We start from the raw sequence: 19932 nt of genomic DNA on the forward strand, positions 1-19932 counted from the left end.
GGCGCTCAGGCCACGGGCAGCGGCGGACGCGCCTGCTCGCGCAGGAAATGGCCATAGGCCAGCGTCACGCCATGGGTCAGCGAGATCTCCGGTTTCCAGCCCAGCGCGCGCACCTTGGACGAGTCCATCAGCTTGCGCGGGGTGCCGTCGGGCTTGCTGGCGTCGTAGACGATGTTGCCCTGGTAGCCGACCACCTGCGCCACCACCCGGGCCAGCTCGGCGATGGACAGGTCCTGGCCGGCGCCGATGTTGTACATGCCCTCGGCCGTCGGGGTCTCCATCAGCATCACGCAGGCCCGCGCCAGGTCGTCCACGTACAGGAACTCGCGCAGCGGCTTGCCGCTGCCCCACAGCGTCACGCTGTCGTCGCCGGCCTCGCGGCCTTCGTGGAACTTGCGGATCAGCGCCGGCAGCACGTGACTGCTGTGCAGGTCGTAGTTGTCGTGCGGGCCATACAGATTGGTCGGCATGGCGCAGACGAAGTGCGCGCCGTACTCGCGCTGGTAGGCCTCGCACAGCTTCAGGCCGGCGATCTTGGCGATGGCGTACGGCTCGTTGGTGGCTTCCAGCGGGCCGGTCAGCAGCGCGTCCTCGCGCAGCGGCTGCGCCGCCTCGCGCGGATAGATGCAGGACGAGCCCAGGAACAGCAGCTTGCGCACGCCGGCCGCGTAGGCGGCGCGGATCACGTTGCACTGGATCATCAGGTTGCGATAGAGGAAATCCACCGGATGGTTCTGGTTGGCCAGGATGCCGCCGACCTTGGCGGCCGCCAGGTACACCATGTCGACCGGCGTGGTCGAGAAGAAGCGGTGCACCTGGTTCTGGTTCTCCAGGTCCAGTTCGCTGTGGCTGCGCGTGATGACCTGGCGGTAGCCGCGCCCCTGCAGCTCGCGCACCAGCGCCGCGCCCACCATGCCGCGATGGCCGGCCACGAACACGCGTTGATCCTGATGGCTCATGGCGGGCTACTCCTTGTAGGCGTAGATTTCGTAGCCGTTCTGCTCCACCAGGGCATCGCGGCGCGCGTCCTTCAGGTCGCTCTCGACCATCTCCTTGACCAGCTGGGCGAAGGTGGTGCGGGGCGACCAGCCCAGCTTTTCGCGCGCCTTGGTCGGATCGCCCAGCAGGGTCTCGACCTCGGTCGGGCGGAAGTAGCGCGGGTCGACCCGCACGATGACCTGGCCGGCCTTGATGTCGTGCACCGGGCTGAACAGCACCGTGGCGGTCTCGTTCAGGCCTTCGCCTTCCCACGCCAGCAGGATGCCCAGTTCGCGCGCGGCGGTATTGATGAATTCGCGCACGCTGTACTGCATGCCGGTGGCGATGACGTAGTCCTCCGGCGTATCCTGCTGCAGCATCAGCCACTGCATTTCGACGTAGTCGCGCGCATGGCCCCAGTCGCGCAGCGCCGACAGGTTGCCCAGGTACAGGCATTCCTGCAGGCCCAGCACGATGCGGGCCAGGCCGCGGGTGATCTTGCGCGTCACGAAGGTCTCGCCGCGCTTGGGCGATTCGTGGTTGAACAGGATGCCGTTGCAGGCGTACATGCCGTAGGCCTCGCGGTAGTTCACGCTGATCCAGTAGGCGTACAGCTTGGCCGCGGCGTAGGGGCTGCGGGGGTAGAACGGCGTGCTCTCGCGCTGCGGCGTTTCCTGCACCAGCCCGTACAGCTCGGAGGTCGAGGCCTGGTAGAAGCGCGCCTTGTCCTCCAGCTTGAGGATGCGGATGGCTTCCAGCAGGCGCAGGGTGCCCAGGCCGTCGGCGTTGGCGGTGTACTCCGGCTCTTCGAACGACACCCCGACGTGGCTCTGCGCCGCCAGGTTGTAGATTTCGTCGGGTTGCACCGATTGCACGATGCGGATCAGGCTGCAGGAGTCGGTCATGTCGCCGTGGTGCAGCACGAAGTTGCGCGGCTGGTCATGCGGATCCTGGTACAGGTGATCGATGCGCGCGGTGTTGAACAGCGATGCGCGCCGCTTGATGCCATGGACTTCATAGCCCCTGGCCAGCAGGAACTCGGCCAGGTATGCGCCGTCCTGTCCGGTGACGCCGGTAATCAGTGCCCGTTTTGGCATGGTTTTATCCTTAAGACTTAGTCACTGCACGAAAGGAGCCGAAGGCTGCGGAACCGATGTTCAACGAGATTACTGTCGCACCCGCCGCGGAGATATCGGCCAGAAGGTCTAAGAGATCAGCTTGTCGATAGGCAAAAAAGGACTGGATGGTTTCGTCCAGCGCGCCCAGCGCCGTCACCGTGGCCAGCGCCGTCAGCGCGGGCCGGCGACGCACCGAGGCGTAGATCAGCGCCGTCAGAAAGGCGTAGGCCGCAAGGTGCAGGCGCTTGTCGCCGAAGGTGGCCGACATCTCGGCCGCCAGGCCCGGCAGGTTGCCCACCGTGACCAGCGCCAGGAAGAACAACGCGGCCGCGGGCAGGCAGACCCGCGCCACGCCCGGGCGCCAGAAGGATGAGGCCGCGCGCCGGGGATCAGACACGGCCGTACATGTCCTGGAAACGGACGATGTCGTCCTCGCCCAGATAGGCGCCGGACTGCACCTCGATGATTTCCAGCGGGATCTTGCCGGGGTTCTCCAGGCTGTGGACCTCGCCCAGCGGGATGTAGGTCGACTGGTTCTCGGTCAGCAGGTATTGCTTGTCGCCGTTGTAGATGCGCGCGGTGCCCGACACCACCACCCAGTGCTCGGCGCGGTGATGGTGCATCTGCGACGACAGGCGCGCGCCCGGCTTCACGGTGATGCGCTTGACCTGGTAGCGCGGCCCCTGGCCCACCGAGTCATACGAGCCCCAGGGCCGCTGCACCTCGCGGTGGTGGTTGAGTTCGCGGCGGTGCTGGGTCTTGAAGACTTCCACCAGGCGCTTGACGTCCTGCGAGCGGGTCTTGTGCGCCACCAGCACGGCGTCGGCCGTTTCGATCACCACGATGTCGTCCAGCCCGACCGAGGCCACCAGCCGGCTGGTGGCATGGATGAGGCAGTTGCGCGAATCCTCCACCATCACGTCGCCGCTGGTGGAGTTGCCCTCGGCCGTCTTGCGGGCGATGCCCCAGACCGCGTCCCAGGCGCCGACGTCGCTCCACGGCGTGGCCAGGGGGATGACCACGGCGCTGTCGGTGCGTTCCATGATGGCGTAGTCCATCGAGTCGCTGGGGCAGGCCTCGAAGGCCGGGCCGTCCAGCTGGAACAGGCTGTTCTCGCCATGGCCGGCGGCCACCGCCGCGCGCACCTGCTGCAGGATGCGCGGCGCCAGCCGTTCCATCTCGGCCAGGAACACCGAGGCCTGGAAGGCGAACATGCCGCTGTTCCAGTAGTAGCTGCCGGACTCGATGAAACGCTGCGCCACTTCGGGCGAGGGCTTCTCGACGAAACGGCGCACGCGCCGCGCCGGCGCCAGCTCGTCTGACTCGGCCGCCTGGATGTAACCGTAGCCGCTCAGCGGCGCCGTGGGCGTGATGCCGAAGGTCACCAGGGCGCCCTGGCGCGCGGCCTGGTAGGCCTCGGCGAAGGCGGCGGCCAGCACCGGGCCATCCTCCAGCACGTGGTCGGACGGCATGATCAGCATGACCGGGTCCTCGCCGTCGCGCATCGCCCGCAGCGTGGCGGCGACGATGGCCGGCGCGGTATTGCGGGCGTGGGGCTCGAGCACGATCTCGGTGTCCTGGATGCCCAGTTCCTGCGCCTGTTCGGCCGCGATGTAACGGTGGGCGTCGTTGCAGACCAGCATCGGCCGCGCCTGGGCGTCGGCCGAGCCGAGCCGCAGCAGGGTGTTCTGCAGCAGGCTGCGGTCATCGGTCAAACGGATGAACTGCTTCGGCAGCAGTTCGCGCGACAGGGGCCACAGGCGCGAACCCGAGCCGCCGCAAAGGATGACGGCCCGATAGGGGGGAAGGGGTTGGGTCATGGCGCTGACTCCTTGAAGTAGGCCTGGGTGTTCGGATGCGCGCCGGGATCGGCGGCGATGGCCGCCGGGGACTGCCAGCGGTAGCGGCGGTGCTGGCCCAGCGGCAGGCTGGCGATGTCCAGCGTCAGGTCGGCCTCGTAGGCGAGGACGACGTAATGGGTGGAACGGCCGGGTTCGCCGGCGAAATTGGTGTCGTAGAAGTGTTCGTACACGCCGCGCGGCCGCCAGGCGTGGGGCGGCAGCGTCACGCCCAGTTCCTCGCGGGCGATGCGCTGCAACGCCCGAGCCAGCGTCTCGTTCTTGCGGATGCGGCCGCCGGGCACGAACCAGGCGCCCTGGGCCGGCGGGTTGCTGCGCAGCCCGGTCAGGTAGCGGCCCTCGGCGTCGCGCAGCAGCAGGTCGATGGAGACCAGCGGCAGCATGTCCACCGCGCGGCGGAAGTCATCCTGGGCCAGCAGGCCGGGGGCCGGCGCGGCGGGGCCGGGCGCGAAACGCACGCGCGCCGGGACGATCAGGGGCCAGCCGAGCGGTTCAGTAGACATTTCGGCCCGTCCATCCGGAGACCGCCGTACGGGCGATGATGATCAGGTCCATCCGGAACGTCCAGTGCTGGATGTAATAGATGTCGTGCTCGATGCGGTCGCTCATCTTGCGCAGCGTGTCGGTCTGGCCGCGCAGGCCGTTGACCTGGGCCCAGCCGGTGATGCCCGGCTTGACGCGGTGACGCATCATGTAGCGCTGCACCAGGTCCTTGTAGAGCTCGTTGTGCTCCAGCGCGTGCGGGCGCGGGCCGACCACCGACATGTCGCCGCGCAGCACGTTCAGGAACTGCGGCAGTTCGTCCAGGCTGGTGCGGCGCAGGAAGCCGCCGATGCGGGTGATGCGGGCGTCGTCGCGGGTGGCCTGGGTGACCACGCCGTGCTCCTGGTGCACGGTCATGGTGCGGAACTTGTAGACGTGGAATACCTTGCCGTCCACGCCCAGGCGCGGCTGGGTGAACAGCACCGGGCCGCGCGAGGTCAGCTTCACCAGGCCGGCCACCGTCAGCATCACCGGCGACAGCCCCACCAGCGCGCACAGCGCGAAGGCGCGGTCGAAGGCTTCCTTGGCCAGGCCGCGCACGCCGGCGGCCGGCAGGCTGTTGAGCTGGATGGCGGGCAGACCGAGGAATTCGCCGATGCGGTGGCCCAGCAGCTGGATCGACATCACGTCGGGGATCCAGCGGATGTCCACCAGGTCGTTGCGCAGGTGGTAGAGCACCTCGCGCAATTCCTGGCCGGCCTCCATCGGCAGCACGATCCAGACTTCGCGCACGTTGTGTTCGCGCACGAAGCCATGCAGCGCGTCCAGCTCATGCAGGCGCCGGACTTGCGGCGGCAGGTTCTCGTGGGCCTCGGCGTAGATGCCGGCGACCTCGTAGCCGGCCTCGCGGTAGCGTTCGACGCGGCGCCACAGGTCGTGGCCGAGCGCGCCGAAGCCGACCAGCAGCACGCGCTTGCGGTCCAGGCCGCGGTCGCGCGCCGCGCCCAGGACGGTGTAGGCCGCTAGGCGCACGCCGGCCAGCGCCAGCGCGACGGAGCCGAACCAGGTCGCCGCCCACAAGCGCGATACCGCCGCGCTCTGGTGCATGAGAAAACTGACCAGGATGCCCAGGGCGAACACCAGGGCCCAGGCCGCCAGGCTGCGCACCACCAGGTCGGTCAGGCGCCGGCCGCGCCACGACACATAGAGGCGGAAGGCCGGGAACAGCGCGATGACGCCCAGGCCGCACAGGTAGATCAGGAACAGATGGATCTGCGGAGGATCGGCCATCGCCTCATCCGAGAACTTGAACTCGGTGACGGCGAGGCCGCAGATGATGACGATCGCGGCATCCAGCAGCCGGTACAGATAGCTGGATCGATTCGCTCTCGCCGACGTGTCCGTAAGGGACGGGTCCATCGCGTACTCCTTTGTTCGGGGAGTCGCCCTGCGGCCGCGGGGAAAACAACGGTGCACCGCCGCAAAGCATGGGGCTACCGACGAATCTTATTGAGTGCCCGGCGCACCCGAAACCTCCAAACGATGTAGGAGAAGGCTTAGGGCATCCGTCGAATGTGCGGGGGCTGGAAAAGAGAGTGGAATGTCGCAACCCGTTACGCATCGGGCTCCTTTCCAAGCAACGAAGTCATTCACAGTGGATTCGCCATGACGACATTTTTCGGAACGTTGAGCCGAGCCATCGCAGCCATCGCGCTCGTGTCCTCGCTGGGCGCCTGCGCCCTTTCTCCCGGCATGACCTTTGACGCCAAGCACCTGGTGGATCCGCTCGATCCGAACTCGGTGGCGCAGATCAAGGAGATCACGCCCTCCCTGGTGCTGGACGACAACCGCGCGCGTCAGGCGTTGCTGGACAACGACGGCATTTCGCGGCTGGTCGACAAGGCCGAGCCCTATCGCATCGGCCCCGGGGACATCCTCTCGATCGTGGTCTGGGATCACCCCGAGCTCGTGCTTCCGACGCAAACCTACGCTATTGGAACTGGGGTGACCGAACTAGCCTTTGGAGACACCGCCTCGGGCATTCCGGGGTATACGGTCTCCTCCACTGGATATATCCAATTTCCCTATACGGGACTGCTGAAAGTGGCGGGGTTGACTGAACTCCAGGCGCGCAATCTCATAGTCAATAGTTCGGGCAAATACATCCAGGACCCGCAGATCACGGTGCGCGTGCTGGGCTACCGCAGCAAGCGGGTCTACGTCGAAGGCGAGGTGAAGACGCCAGGCACGGTGGCGATCAACGACATTCCCATGACCTTGCTGGAAGCGATCAACCGCGCGGGCGGCGTACTGCCCACGGGTGACCGCAGCAGCGTCTATGTCATCCGCGAAGGCAAGAAGACCCGCGTGAATCTGCCCGCGTTGATCGACCGCGGCCAGGACCTGAACCAGGTCATGCTGAAGTCGGGCGACATCGTCCGAGTGACCCCGAGGGATGAGAGCAAGGTGTTCGTGACGGGCGAAGTGACTGTGCCGGCCACGATCGTGATGCGCGACGGCAGGTTGACGTTGAATGAGGCGCTGGGCGTGGCGGGAGGGCCCAACCAGCTGACCGCTGACTCGTCGCAGGTGTTCGTGGTGCGCAGCACCGAGCAGGCGACGCCGCTGGTGTTCCACCTGAATGCCGCCTCGCCGCAGGCTTATGCGGTGGCGGAGAAGTTCGAGTTGCAACCCAAGGATGTCGTCTTCGTGGATACGGCTGGACTGGTGCGGTGGAACCGCTTCATCAGCAATCTGTTCCCGAGCGCGCAAACGGTACAGACCGTGCATTCCATCAAGTAACCCTGGAGAGCTGCATGCCGTTGCCTATCGAATCGTTCGAGCCCTCCGTGCCGGCTCGCCAGCAGGAAACCCCGCTGTCCTCGCACGTGGACGCCATCTTCTCCAACCGTTGGCTGATCATCGCCATCACCCTGATCGCGCTGTTGGGGGCCGTCGCCTACGTCATGGTGACACCCTCGGTCTATTCGGCCGACATCATCGTCCAGGTGGAGGAGGAGCTGCCGCAAGGCCAGAGCCGCAGCCTCCTGGGCGACGTGTCCGCCATTTTCGACACCAAGGCCGAGACCTCCGGCGAAATGGAGGTGCTGCGTTCGCGCATGGTGGTGGGGCCGGCGGTCGACAAGTTCATGCTGTACATCCACGCCAAGCCGCGCTACTTCCCGGTGGTGGGCGAATGGCTGGCGCAGCGCCACGAGAGCCTGCCGTATCCGTCCGGGCTACCCCGCGGCGGCTACGCCTGGGGCGGCGAGTCGATCTCGATCTCGCAGCTGGACGTGCCCAACGAATGGCTGGGCAAGCCCTTTCGCATCACCACCCTGGGCGAGGGCGCCTATAGCCTGAACGACAAGCTCACCGGCGCCACCTTCAACGGCACCGTCGGCAAGCCCGAGCATTTCCTGCTGCCCGGCGGCGGCGCGCTGGACGTGCACGTCGATGCGCTCAACGGCCGGCCCGGCACCGAGTTCACGGTCTCGCGCACCTCGCGCCTGGCGGCCATCGAGGACGTGCAGTCGCGCCTGGGCATCTTCGAGCGCGGCCGCACCTCCGGCGTGATCGGGGTCACGCTGGAAGGCAACGATCCGCTGCTGACCACGGCGGTGCTGAACCAGATCGGCCAGGAATACGTGCAGCAGAACGTCAACCGCAAGTCGGCGCAGGCCGAGAAGTCGCTGGCCTTCCTCGACCAGCAGCTGCCGCAGCTCAAGCGCGAGCTGGACGCGGCCGAGACCAAGTACAACTCGCTGCGCAACAAGCGCGGCACCATCGACCTGAGCGAAGAGGCCAAGCTGATCCTGGCGCAGTCGGTGGACGCCCAGACCAAGGTGATGGAACTGCGCGCCAAGCGCCAGGAACTGATCACCCGGTTCGCGCCGACCCATCCGAGCATCGTCGCCATCGACCGCCAGATCGCCTCGCTGACGGGCGACGTCAACCGCATCGGCAACAACATCAAGCAACTGCCCGACCTGGAGCAGGACGTGGTGCGGCTGGTGCGCGACGTGCGCGTCAATACCGAGCTGTACACGGGCCTCCTGAACAACGCCCAGCAGCTGCGCCTGATCCGCGCCGGCAAGGTCGGCAACGTGCGCATCCTGGATGCGGCGGTGCAGCCGGACAAGCCGGTGCGCCCCAAGGCCGCCATCATCATCGCCGTGGCCACGGCCATCGGCCTGATCATCGGCGTGCTGTGCGCCTTCGTGCGCAACGCGCTGTTCGGCGGCCTGTCGGAGCCGGACGACGTCGAGCGCTACACCGGCCTGCCGGTGCTGGCCGCGATTCCGCACAGCGACCTGCAGGACAAGCTGTGGCGCCGCAGCCGGCGCAAGAACGCCACGGTGCCCGCGCTGCTGGCGCAGAGCCAGGGCAACGCGCCGCCGATCGAGAGCCTGCGGTCGTTCCGCAACGTGCTGCAGGCGTCGCTGCGCCAGTCGGCCAACAACATGGTCATGTTCACCGGCCCGGTGGCGGGCGTGGGCAAGTCGTTCCTGTCGGCCAACTTCGCCTTCATCCAGGGCGGGGTCGGCAAGCGCGTGCTGCTGATCGACGCCGACTTCCGCAAGGGCCAGCTGAACCGCTATTTCGGCGTGCCCAAGGAAGACGGCCTGTTCGAGGTGCTGTCGGGCACGCTGCCGCTGGAACGGGTGCGCAAGCACAGCGTTTCCGAGGGCGTGGACTTCATCGCCACCGGCGCGGTCAGCTTCGATCCGTCGGAGTTGCTGGCCTCGCCGATCTTCGGCCAGACGCTGCGGGAACTGGCCAGCCAGTACGACATGGTCATCCTGGACACGGCGCCGGTGCTGTCCTCGCCCGATGCCGCGGTGGTCGGCACGCATGCCGCGGCGGTCATGGTGGTGGTGCGGTCGGGCATGAACACTGTGGGCGAGATCCGCGAAACCGCCAAGCGCCTGATCCAGGCCGGCGCGCCGGTCGACGGGGTGCTGTTCAACGGACTCAAGCTGATGCCCGAGCGTTTCGGGTTCCGCTCCAAATATGGCGGATACCGCTATTCGCGCGCCGCCTATTACGGTGATTTCAAGCAGAACGGCCCCAAGTAACCCCCGCGGAGAACTGGCATGCATGGAACGTTTGGCTGGGAAACGCCGCAGATCCTGGATGCGGTCTTCAAAGCGTACGACATACGCGGCACGGTGCCCGACGAGATCGACGCCCGCTTCGCCCACAGCCTGGGCATGGCGGCCGGGGTGCGGGCGCTGGAGCTGGGCGCGCGCGCCATGGTGGTGGGGCGCGACGGGCGCCTGAGCAGCGTGGAACTGGCGGCGGCGCTGCAGGCCGGGCTGCGCTCGGCCGGCCTGCACGTGATCGACATCGGCATGGCGACCACGCCGATGGTCTATTTCGCGGCCCGCCTGATGGACACCGGCGCCGGCATCGCCGTCACCGGCAGCCACAATCCGCCGGCCCACAACGGCTTCAAGATCGTGCTGGACGGCGCCTCGCTGTACGGCGACGGCATCACCGCGCTGCGCGACGCGATGCGCCTGCCGATCGAATCGGCCAGCGTGGCCGGCGGCCGCACGCAGATGCAGATCCAGCCGTGCTACGCGGCGCGGCTGGTGGGCGACATCCGCCTGGCGCGGCCGATGAAGATCGCCATCGACTGCGGCAGCGGCGTGGCCGGCGCGGTGGCGCCGGCGCTGTTCCGGGCGCTGGGCTGCGAGGTCACGGAGCTGTTCTGCGAGGTGGACGGCGCCTTTCCCGGGCACCACCCGGACCCGGCCGATCCGCAGAACCTGCAGGACTTGATCTATTGCCTGCGCTACTCCGACTGCGAAGTCGGGCTGGCGTTCGATGGCGATGGCGACCGGCTCGGCGTGGTGACCAAGTCGGGCCAGATCATCTGGCCCGACCGCCAGCTGATCCTGTTCGCCCGCGACGTGCTGGCGCGCAACCCGGGCGCCGAGATTCTCTACGACGTCAAGTGCAGCCGCCACGTGGCGCGCGCCATCACCGAGGCCGGCGGCAAGGCCACCATGTGGAAGACGGGCCATTCGCTGATCAAGGCCAAGATGCGCGAGACGGGCGCGCTGCTGGCTGGCGAGATGAGCGGCCACATCTTTTTCAAGGAACGCTGGTACGGCTTCGACGACGGCATCTACGCCGCCGCCCGGCTGCTGGAGATCCTGTCCGGGGCGCCCAATCCGTCGGCGCTGCTGGAGAGCCTGCCGCAGTCCTGCGCCACCCCCGAAATCAAGCTGGAAACCACCCAGGGCGAGCAGTTCGAGCTGGTCGAGGCGCTGCGCGCCGGCGGCCAGTTTCCGGGCGCGCTGTCCATCAACGACCTGGATGGCGTGCGCGTCGACTACGCCGACGGCTTCGGCCTGGCGCGGCCGTCCAACACCACGCCCACGGTGGTGTTGCGCTTCGAAGGAGACTCCGTGGCCGCCCTGGCCCGCATCGAGGAGGACTTCCGCAATGCGTTCCGGCGCGTTGCCCCCCATATCCGTTTACCGTTCTAAGGAGCATCACGCGATGGGTAATGCGAATTTTGCGAGAGAGGCCGAGGCCGCGGTCGAGGCGGACAGCCTCGCCGCCAGCCTGGAATGGCGCGCTTTCGCGCAAGCGGCGCAGGGCGCCGCGCTGGACGCGGGCGCATTGAAGGTGATCGAGGCGGCGGGCCTGTGCGTGGACCTGACCATGCAGCGGCAATCGCCCGCGCTGGAGGCGGCCGCGCTGGCGCTGCTGCGCGCCCGCGGGCTGGACGCGGCGCGGCAGGCGCTGTTCTCCGGCGGCGCGGTCAACTGGACCGAGGGCAAGCCGGCCTGGCACACCGCGCTGCGCGCCGGCCGCACCCGCGAACAGCCGGACGGCCAGGACCGGGATTCGGTCTGCGAGTATTCGCGCATGGCCGATTTCGTGCGGCATGTCGATCAGAACGCCGACTTCGCCACCGTGCTGCACATCGGCATCGGCGGCAGCGACTGGGGCCCGCGCCTGGCGATCCAGGCCTTCGGCGGCCCGGGCCAGCGCCGCCAGATCCGCTTCGTCTCCAACATCGACGGCCATGCCTTCCATGACGCGGTGGCCGGGCTCGACCCGCGCCGCTGCCTGGTGGTAGTGTCGTCCAAATCCTTCACCACCGCCGAGACCCTGCACAACGCCCGCGCCGCCATCGCCTGGCTGCGCCAGGGCGGGGTGGCCGATCCGTCCGCGCACCTGGCGGCGGTCACCGCCAACGCGCCCGCCGCGCGCGCCCTCGGGGTGCCGGCCAGCCAGGTGTTCCGCATGTGCGACTGGGTCGGCGGACGCTATTCGGTCTGGTCGGTGGCCGGGCTGTCGATCGCGCTGACGGTGGGCGCCGACGTGCTGATCGGCATGCGCGCCGGCGCCGAGGCCATGGACCAGCATTTCCAGCAGGCGCCGCTGGGCGCCAACGCGCCGGTGCAGCTGGCGCTGGCCGGCCTGGTCAATTGCAGCGTGCTGGGCCACGGCTCGCTCAACATCGCGGCCTACAGCGCGCGGCTGCTGCACCTGGTGACCTATCTGCAGCAGCTGGAAATGGAATCGCTGGGCAAGCGCGTCGGCGGCGACGGCGCCGCGGTGGACGTGCCGACCGCGCCGATCATCTGGGGCATGCCCGGCACCGACGGCCAGCACACCTTCTTCCAGTGGCTGCACCAGAGCGCGCAGGGCGCGCCGGTGGATTTCATCGCCAGCCTGCAGGGCCATCCGGACAGCCCCGACGCGCACCGCATGCTGCTGGCCAATTGCCTGGCGCAGCGCCAGGCGCTGCTGCGCGGCAAGGATCTGGAGCAGGCGCTGCTGGACGTGGCGCATGTCGAGGATCCCGGGCAGGCGCTGACGCTGGCGCGCCACATGGTGCATCCGGGCGGGCGACCGTCCACGCTGATCGTGCTGCGCCAGCTGGAGCCGCGCGCGCTGGGCGCGTTGCTGGCGCTGTATGAACACAAGGTGTTCGTGCAGAGCGTGGTGTGGGGCGTCAATCCGTTCGACCAGTGGGGCGTGGAGCTGGGCAAGCGGCTGGCCACCGGCATCGAGCGCGAGCTGGCGGTGCCGGTGTCGGCCGGCGTGGTCGACTGGGGCCACGACGCGTCCACGTCGTACTGGATCGACCGCTACCGCGGCCACGCCCAGGCGCCGCAGCCGCGCCATGCCTGGCTGCCCGGCGTGGCGGCGCATCTTTGACGGGGAGCCGGGCATGAGCGAGATGCGCGTGCTGGTCACGGGCGGCGCTGGCTACATCGGCGCCCATACCCTGGTGGCGATGCTGGCCGCCGGCCAGCGGCCGCTGGTGCTGGACAACTTCAGCAACGGCAGCCCCGAGGCGGTGCGGCGGGTCGAGCGCCTGTGCGGGACGCCGATCCCGCTGGTCGAGGGCGACATCCGCCAGACCGGCCTGGTGCAGGCCTTGCTGGCGCGCGAGGCGCGGCGCGGCGAGCCGGTGCAGGCGGTGCTGCACCTGGCCGGCTGCAAGGCCGTCGGCGAATCGGTGGCCGACCCGCTCAAGTATTACGACAACAACGTCGCGGGCTCGGTGGCGCTGCTGCGCGCCATGCGCGACGAGGGCGTGACGCGGCTGGTGTTCAGCTCGTCGGCCACCGTCTATGGCGAGCCGCGCTCGCTGCCGTTCACCGAGGCGCATCCGCTGGCGCCGGCCAATCCCTATGGTCGCAGCAAGCTGATGGTCGAGCAGATGCTGCGCGACCTGTGCGCGGCCGAGCCGGGCTTCGGCGCGGTCACGCTGCGCTACTTCAATCCGATCGGCGCGCATCCCAGTGGCCAGATCGGCGAGAGCCCGCGCGACGTGCCCAACAACCTGTTTCCGTACATCACGCAGGTGGCGGTGGGGCGGCAGCCGTTCCTGAACGTGTTCGGCGACGACTACGCCACCGAGGATGGCACCGGCGTGCGCGACTACCTGCACGTCATGGACCTGGCGCAGGGCCACGTGCAGGCGCTGGCCTACGCCGCCGGCCATCCCGGCTTCGTCGCGGTCAACCTGGGCACCGGGCGCGGCACCAGCGTGCTGGAACTGGTGCACGCGTTCGAGCGCGTCAGCCAGCGCCGCATCCCGCTGCGCACCGGGCCGCGCCGCCCAGGCGATATCGAGCGGATGTGGGCCGACCCGGCGTTGGCGGCGTCACTGCTGGGCTGGCACAGCACCCGCGGGGTCGAGGCCATGTGCGCCGACGGCTGGCGCTGGCAGCAGGGCAACCCGCGCGGCTACGACACCGATCCGCCGGCGGCATAACCCCAATGCCGTGTCGGATGGGTTCCGCGAAGCGGGCCGAGCGGTTACAGTTGACGGATATATTGCAAAGCAGCATCGCCGCGCGGCCCCCGCCGCCGCGGGCGATGCACCGTCATCGAGGCCCCCTCATGTTCGATTCTCTTCCGTCTGCCGTTCCGTCCGGCGCCCAGCAGGGGCTGTTCCTATGAGCGGCCCGGCCTATCTTCCTTCCGCCCACTGGAACCTGGACAGCATCGTCTCGGGCCTGCGCCAGGCGCGCGTGGCCTGGCGCGGCCCGCGCGGCCGCCTGCGCGAAGACGCCGGCCTGCGCGAGTTCCCGTCGCAGGAAGCCCTGCGCCAGATCATCAAGGACCTCTGTGGCGCCTTGTTCCCGATGCGGCTGGGGCCCATCGACCTGCGCGAGGAAGTCGAGGATTTCTACGTCGGCCACACCATCGGCGCGGCGCTGGACGCGCTGCTGCACCAGGTCGGCCTGGAGCTGCAATACGTCGGCCGCGATGATCCGGTGCTGCTGGCCGATTCGCAGCAGCGCGCCATCGAGATCGTGCGCCAGTTCGGCGCCGAGCTGCCGCGCGTGCGCGCCGCGCTCGACCTGGACGTGACCGCCGCCTACCAGGGCGACCCGGCCGCGCACAGCGTCGACGAGGTGCTGCTGTGCTATCCCGGCGTGGCCGCCATGATCCACCACCGCCTGGCCAACGTGCTGTACCGCCTGGGCGTGCCGATGCTGGCGCGCATCGTGGCCGAGATCGCCCACGCCGACACCGGCATCGACATCCACCCGGGCGCGACCATCGGCCGCAGCTTCTTCATCGACCACGGCACCGGCGTGGTGATCGGCGAAACCGCCATCATCGGCGACCGCGTGCGGCTCTACCAGATGGTCACGCTGGGCGCCAAGCGCTTCCCGCCGGGCGAGAACGGCGAACTCAAGAAAGGCCTGGCGCGCCACCCGCTGATCGAAGATGATGTGGTCATCTACGCGGGCGCCACCATCCTGGGTCGCGTCACCATCGGCAAGGGTTCGACCATCGGCGGCAACGTCTGGCTCACGCGCAGCGTGCCGCCGGGCAGCAACGTCACCCAGGCCAGCCTGGTCAGCGACATGCCGGATTGCGGCCTGGGCGGCTGATACGGCGTCCGCGTTTCGGCTGGGCGGCCCTGGCGCCGCCCGCTTCTCGCCTGGGCGGCCTTGACGCCCGGGATTCGATACGGGAGCCTGGATGGACACACGTGTTTCGGATCTGGCCGCGCTGCGCGGCTTCGTCGACCGCCACCCGCGGCTGTTCGTGCTGACCGGGGCGGGCGTCAGCACCGATTCCGGCATTCCCGACTACCGCGACACCGACGGCGAATGGAAGCGTTCGCCGCCGATGACGCTGCAAACCTTCATGGGCACCGAACTGGCGCGGGCGCGCTACTGGGCCCGCAGCATGGTGGGTTGGCGCCGCTTCGGCAAGGTGCAGCCGAACGCCTCGCACCGGGCGCTGGCGCAATTGCAGCAGCGCGGCCGGGTGTCGGTGCTGGTGACGCAGAACGTCGACGGCCTGCACGAGGCCGCCGGCAGCCGCGACGTGGTCGACCTGCATGGCCGGCTCGACCAGGTGCGCTGCATGAACTGCGACTGGCGCGGCGGCCGCGATGCCTGGCAGGACGCGCTGCACCAGCACAACCCCGACTGGATCGCCTTCGAGGCCGACGACGCGCCCGATGGCGACGCCGACCTGGAAGGCGTGGACTTCGCCTCGTTCCAGGTGCCGCCCTGTCCGGTCTGCGGCGGCATCGTCAAGCCCGACGTGGTGTTCTTCGGCGAGACCGTGCCGCGCGAGCGCGTCGACCGCGCCAATGCCGGCCTGATGGCGGCCGACGCGGTGCTGGTGGTGGGCTCGTCGCTGATGGTCTATTCGGGCTACCGCTTCGTCACCGCGGCCTCGCGCAACGGCATGCCGATCGCGGCCATCAACCTGGGCCGCACGCGGGCCGACAACCTGCTTACGCTCAAGGTCGAGCTGCCCAGCGCCATGGCGCTGGAGGCGCTGACGGCGGCCTAGAAAGAGACGGGGCGGGGACAGAGCGGCGGCCGGTTTTTGACCGGTTTAACCAAGTGCCTGCCCTGTAAGGATTTTTTTGCGCCGTTACAGACCTTTCCATAGGGTTGTCCACAGATACTGTGGATAATTCCTAGGGATTACCCCGATTTTGCGAGGATTTCCCGGCGCGTTGGCGGCGAATGTCAAGCCTCGGCGTCGGGAATCGCGTCGCCCAGCAGGGCCTTGCGCGCCGCGTGCCAGCTGCCCGCGTCCGGGGCGTACAGCAGGCCGCCGCTGCGGTGGGTGGGCTTGTAGGGCGAGCCGTCGAAGCGCGCCGCGTAGCCGCCGGCCTCGCGGTGCAGCAGCCAGCCGGCCGCGTGGTCCCAGGCGGTCAGCTGGTTGTACAGGGCGATGTGGCTGTGGCCGGCCGCCAGCATGCGGTATTCGTGGGCGGCGCAGCGCAGGCAGGCGGTGCTGCCCAGGCGCGACAGGTTGCCATTGACCGTGGTGCGCAGCGGCTCGGGCAGGAAGCCCGTGGAGATCAGGCCGTCCATGTCCTCGGGCGGCGCGGGGCTGGCGACCGCCAGTTTCGCCTGCTTGCCGTTCTCGTACTCCATCCACGCGCCTTCGCCGCGCACCGCCAGCGCGCTGTCGCGGTTGACCGGGTCGTAGATTACGCCGGCGATCACGTCGCCGCGATGGCAGGCGGCGATCATCATGCCGAACAGCGGCAGGCCGGCGACATAGTTGCGGGTGCCGTCGATGGGGTCGATCAGGAACGCCAGGTCGGCGTCCACCAGCATGTTGAGCAGGGCGGGGTTGCGGGTCGAGGCTTCCTCGCCGATCAGCACGGCGCCCGGATGCAGCTTGGACAGGCGCGCGGCGATCAGGCGCTCGGCGGCTTCGTCGGCATCGGTCACCAGGTCGCGCGGCGAACTCTTGTCGCGCACGCTGCCCTCGGGCAGGTTGCGAAAGCGCGGCATGACCTCCGTCTGCGCGGCTTCGGCCAGGATGCCGGCCAGCTTGCGGGTGTCCTCGCGGGTAAAAGATCTGCTCATAGTCGCTTGTCCAGGGAACGCGCAAATCTATCACGCCTGGGCGGCATTTGATCGCGATTTATAACCGTATGAACTTAAAGGGGATTTTGTACCTGTGCAGGAGTTATCTGCCAGGTTGTCCACAATTCCTGGGGATAAACGGGACCGGAGCCCCGTTTATCCGCCCCGGGCGGGCGCCCGGGGGGGAAGGCGGGCGCGCTCAGGCGCCCAGGTCGACGCAGAGGTACTTGATCTCGAGGTATTCCTCGATGCCGTACTTCGAGCCTTCGCGGCCCAGGCCGGACTGCTTGACGCCGCCGAACGGGCCGACTTCGTTGGAGATCAGGCCGGTGTTGATGCCGACGATGCCGTATTCCAGCGCCTCGGACACGCGCCAGATGCGGGCGTAGTCGCGGGTGAAGAAGTAGGCGGCCAGGCCGAAGATGGTGTCGTTGGCCATGCCGATGACTTCGTCCTCGGACTCGAAGCGGAACAGCGGCGCCACCGGGCCGAAGGTTTCCTCGGTCGCGAAGCGCATCGACTGGGTCACGTCGCGCACCACGGTCGGCTCGAAGAACGTGCCGCCCAGCGCGTGCGGCTTGCCGCCGGCGATGACCTTGGCGCCGTGCGCGGTGGCGTCGGCGATGTGCTCCTGCACCTTCTCGACCGCGCTGGCGTCGATCAGCGGACCCTGCGTCACGCCGTCGCCGAAGCCGTCGCCGACCTTCATGGCGTCGACCTTGGCCACCAGGCGCTTGGCGATTTCCTCGTACACGCCGGCCTGCACGTAGATGCGGTTGGCGCAGACGCAGGTCTGGCCGGCGTTGCGGTACTTCGAGGCCAGGATGCCGTCGACCGCGCGGTCCAGGTCGGCGTCGTCGAACACGATGAACGGCGCGTTGCCGCCCAGTTCCAGCGACAGCTTCTTGATGGTGGGGGCGCATTGTTCCATCAGCGTGCGGCCGACTTCGGTCGACCCGGTGAAGCTCAGCTTGCGCACCACGTCGCTTTCGCACAGCGCCGCGCCGATGTCGCGCGAGCTGCCGGTGATGACGTGGAACACGCCGGCCGGCACGCCGGCCTCTTCGGCCAGCACCGCCAGCGCCAGCGCGGTCAGCGGCGTCTGCTGGGCCGGCTTGACCACCATGGTGCAGCCGGCGGCCAGGGCCGGGCCGACCTTGCGGGTGATCATGGCGGCCGGGAAGTTCCACGGCGTGATGGCGGCGGTGACGCCGATCGGCTGCTTCAGCGCCAGCAGGCGCTGGCCGGCCTTCGGGCTTTGCAGCACGTCGCCGTCGATGCGCTTGGCTTCCTCGGCGAACCATTCCAGGAACGAGGCGGCGTAGGCGATTTCACCGGCGGCCTCGGTCACGGGCTTGCCCTGTTCCGAGGTCATGATGGCGGCCAGGTCCTGCTGGTTCTGCATCATCAGCTGGGACCACTTCAGCAGGATCGCGGCGCGTTCCTTGCCGGTCTTGGCGCTCCAGGCGGGCAGGGCGGCCTCGGCGCTGGCGATGGCCTGCTCGGTCTCCTTGCGGCCCAGCTTGGGCACCGACACGATGGTCTTGCCGGTGGAGGGATTGTCCACGGGGATGGACGGGCCGTTGCCGGCCGTCACCCACTTGCCGTCGATGTAGCAGGCGTCGCGCAGCAATTCGGGACGCGACAGGGGATGAGTCAACGAAGTCATTGCAAAAATCTCCTTGATGGGAACGCGGCCGGCAAAGCGGACGCGGGCGCGGCGCGCATCCCTGGGCGGAATCCGCCGGGAATGCTCGCCACGCCCGCAATCGTCATGCCTGCCAGCCGAAAAACCGGATGATCGGGTCTCGCGGCCTCAGGCGGCCAGGGCCTCGGACAGGATGGCCAGCGCGCGGTCGAACTGGGCGTCGGGGATGGTCAAGGGGTACAGGAAACGCAGGACGTTGCCGTACACACCGCAGCTTAGCAAGATCAGGCCTTGCTCGATGGCGCGGGCCTGCACCTTCTTGACCGCCTCGGCGTCGGGCTTGCCGTTGGCGTCGTTCAGTTCCACCGCCACCATCGAACCCAGGCCGCGCACGTCGGCGATGCCCGGCACCTTGGCGCGCAGGCCCTCGAGGTGGGCGCGCAGCTTGTCGCCCAGCTGCACGGCGCGTTCGCACAGTTTTTCCTCGGCGATCACGTCCAGCACGGCGTGGGCCGCGGCCACCGCCAGCGGGTTGCCGGCGTAGGTGCCGCCCAGGCCGCCCGCGGCCGGGCCGTCCATGACGTCGGCGCGGCCGACCACGCCCGAGATCGGGAAGCCGCCGCCCAGGCTCTTGGCCATGGTGATCAGGTCGGCCTGCACCGAGTGGTGCTCCATGGCGAACAGCTTGCCGGTGCGGCCGAAGCCGGTCTGCACTTCGTCGGCGATCAGCAGGATGCCGTGTTCGTCGCAGACCTTGCGCAGGGCCGTCATCAGTTCGGGCGGCGTGATGTTGAAGCCGCCTTCGCCCTGCACTGGTTCGAGGATGATCGCGGCGACGCGCTTGGGATCGATGTCGACCTTGAACAGCAGGTCCAGCGCCTTGAGCGAGTCGGCCACGCTGATCGACTGGGTGCCGTTGGGGAACGGCACGTGGTAGATGTCGCCCGGCATCGGGCCGAACGACAGCTTGTAGGGGGCGACCTTGCCGGTCAGCGCCATGCCCAGCATGGTGCGGCCGTGGAACGAACCCGAGAAGGCGATGACGCCCGAGCGGCCGGTGGCCGAGCGCGCGATCTTGATGGCGTTTTCGACGGCTTCGACGCCGGTGGTGAAGAAGGCCGACTTCTTCAGGCCGTCGATCGGGGCCAGGCGGTTGATGCGCTCGGCCAGCGAGACGTAGCCTTCGTACGGCACGATCTGGTAGGCCGTGTGGGTGAAGTTGTCGAGCTGGGCGCTGACGGCGGCCTTGACCTTGGGATGCAGGTGGCCGGTGTTCAGCACCGCGATGCCGCCCGCGAAGTCGATGTATTCCTTGCCGTTGGCGTCCCACAGCGTGGCGTTCTCGGCGCGCACGGCATAGAAATCGCACATGACGCCGACGCCGCGCGGCGTGGCCAGGGAACGGCGGGTATTCAAATCCTGATTCTTCATCTCAGCCTCGAATGGCAAGTGGGCGGTAAAACCTTACTTTAATGCTACTATGGCCCCATTGGTGGGAACCACTT

The 19932-nt window shown here is 68.4% G+C and carries 16 protein-coding genes; 7 read left to right on the forward strand and 9 right to left on the reverse strand.

What is annotated here, in order from left to right; genetic code table 11:
• Positions 1 to 5 precede the first annotated feature (5 nt).
• The 6 genes from I6I07_RS16965 to I6I07_RS16990 form a co-directional block, all read right to left on the reverse strand.
• Complete coding sequence (locus tag I6I07_RS16965) at positions 6 to 959, reverse strand: GDP-L-fucose synthase family protein (RefSeq protein WP_198482964.1); 954 nt, start codon at positions 957 to 959, stop codon at positions 6 to 8.
• 6 nt (positions 960 to 965) lie between these two features.
• A complete protein-coding gene (gene gmd, locus I6I07_RS16970; protein WP_198482965.1) occupies positions 966 to 2075 on the reverse strand; it encodes a GDP-mannose 4,6-dehydratase in 1110 nt (369 codons plus the stop codon).
• Between the two features lie 10 nt (positions 2076 to 2085).
• Positions 2086 to 2493, reverse strand: a complete 408-nt coding sequence (locus I6I07_RS16975) for a VanZ family protein (protein ID WP_232625617.1) — start codon at positions 2491 to 2493, stop codon at positions 2086 to 2088.
• On the reverse strand, positions 2486 to 3916 hold the full coding sequence (locus tag I6I07_RS16980; RefSeq protein ID WP_198482966.1) for a mannose-1-phosphate guanylyltransferase/mannose-6-phosphate isomerase: 1431 nt from the start codon (positions 3914 to 3916) through the stop codon (positions 2486 to 2488). Before I6I07_RS16980 ends, I6I07_RS16975 begins: the two co-directional genes overlap by 8 nt.
• Positions 3913 to 4374 (reverse strand): GDP-mannose mannosyl hydrolase, encoded by a 462-nt coding sequence (locus I6I07_RS16985; RefSeq protein WP_198487563.1) that lies wholly within the window; start codon positions 4372 to 4374, stop codon positions 3913 to 3915. The genes I6I07_RS16980 and I6I07_RS16985 overlap by 4 nt, the downstream gene beginning before the upstream one ends.
• Before the next feature lie 73 nt (positions 4375 to 4447).
• Positions 4448 to 5857 (reverse strand): undecaprenyl-phosphate glucose phosphotransferase, encoded by a 1410-nt coding sequence (locus tag I6I07_RS16990; protein WP_198482967.1) that lies wholly within the window; start codon positions 5855 to 5857, stop codon positions 4448 to 4450.
• A 246-nt stretch (positions 5858 to 6103) separates the two neighbouring features.
• On the opposite strand from I6I07_RS16990, the gene I6I07_RS16995 reads away from it, so the two are divergent.
• The 7 genes from I6I07_RS16995 (at position 6104) to I6I07_RS17025 (ending at position 15742) form a co-directional block, all read left to right on the forward strand.
• Positions 6104 to 7240: a polysaccharide biosynthesis/export family protein gene (locus tag I6I07_RS16995; RefSeq protein ID WP_198482968.1), complete on the forward strand. Its 1137-nt coding sequence runs from the start codon at positions 6104 to 6106 to the stop codon at positions 7238 to 7240.
• Positions 7241 to 7254: 14 nt separating this feature from the next.
• Positions 7255 to 9516: a GNVR domain-containing protein gene (locus I6I07_RS17000; protein WP_198482969.1), complete on the forward strand. Its 2262-nt coding sequence runs from the start codon at positions 7255 to 7257 to the stop codon at positions 9514 to 9516.
• Positions 9517 to 9534: 18 nt separating this feature from the next.
• Entirely contained in the window at positions 9535 to 10938 is a 1404-nt protein-coding gene (locus I6I07_RS17005) for a phosphomannomutase/phosphoglucomutase (protein ID WP_006390288.1), read from the forward strand.
• 13 nt (positions 10939 to 10951) lie between these two features.
• Positions 10952 to 12625 (forward strand): glucose-6-phosphate isomerase, encoded by a 1674-nt coding sequence (pgi, locus tag I6I07_RS17010; protein ID WP_198482970.1) that lies wholly within the window; start codon positions 10952 to 10954, stop codon positions 12623 to 12625.
• Positions 12626 to 12638: 13 nt separating this feature from the next.
• Positions 12639 to 13691 carry a UDP-glucose 4-epimerase GalE gene (galE, locus tag I6I07_RS17015; RefSeq protein ID WP_198482971.1) on the forward strand — a complete coding sequence of 351 codons (1053 nt, stop codon included), beginning with the start codon at positions 12639 to 12641 and terminating at the stop codon, positions 13689 to 13691.
• Positions 13692 to 13875: 184 nt separating this feature from the next.
• A complete protein-coding gene (epsC, locus tag I6I07_RS17020) occupies positions 13876 to 14823 on the forward strand; it encodes a serine O-acetyltransferase EpsC (protein WP_198482972.1) in 948 nt (315 codons plus the stop codon).
• 91 nt (positions 14824 to 14914) lie between these two features.
• Positions 14915 to 15742: an NAD-dependent protein deacetylase gene (locus I6I07_RS17025; protein ID WP_006390284.1), complete on the forward strand. Its 828-nt coding sequence runs from the start codon at positions 14915 to 14917 to the stop codon at positions 15740 to 15742.
• Positions 15743 to 15924: 182 nt separating this feature from the next.
• On the opposite strand, the gene I6I07_RS17030 is transcribed toward I6I07_RS17025, so the two are convergent.
• From I6I07_RS17030 to I6I07_RS17040, 3 genes are all read right to left on the reverse strand, one after another.
• Entirely contained in the window at positions 15925 to 16779 is an 855-nt protein-coding gene (locus I6I07_RS17030; protein ID WP_006390283.1) for an inositol monophosphatase family protein, read from the reverse strand.
• Between the two features lie 199 nt (positions 16780 to 16978).
• Positions 16979 to 18448: an NAD-dependent succinate-semialdehyde dehydrogenase gene (locus tag I6I07_RS17035; protein WP_198482973.1), complete on the reverse strand. Its 1470-nt coding sequence runs from the start codon at positions 18446 to 18448 to the stop codon at positions 16979 to 16981.
• 147 nt (positions 18449 to 18595) lie between these two features.
• Positions 18596 to 19858: a 4-aminobutyrate--2-oxoglutarate transaminase gene (locus tag I6I07_RS17040; protein ID WP_198482974.1), complete on the reverse strand. Its 1263-nt coding sequence runs from the start codon at positions 19856 to 19858 to the stop codon at positions 18596 to 18598.
• Positions 19859 to 19932 lie beyond the last annotated feature (74 nt).

Source organism: Achromobacter deleyi, assembly GCF_016127315.1.
Classification (GTDB): Bacteria; Pseudomonadota; Gammaproteobacteria; order Burkholderiales; family Burkholderiaceae_B; genus Achromobacter; species Achromobacter insuavis_A.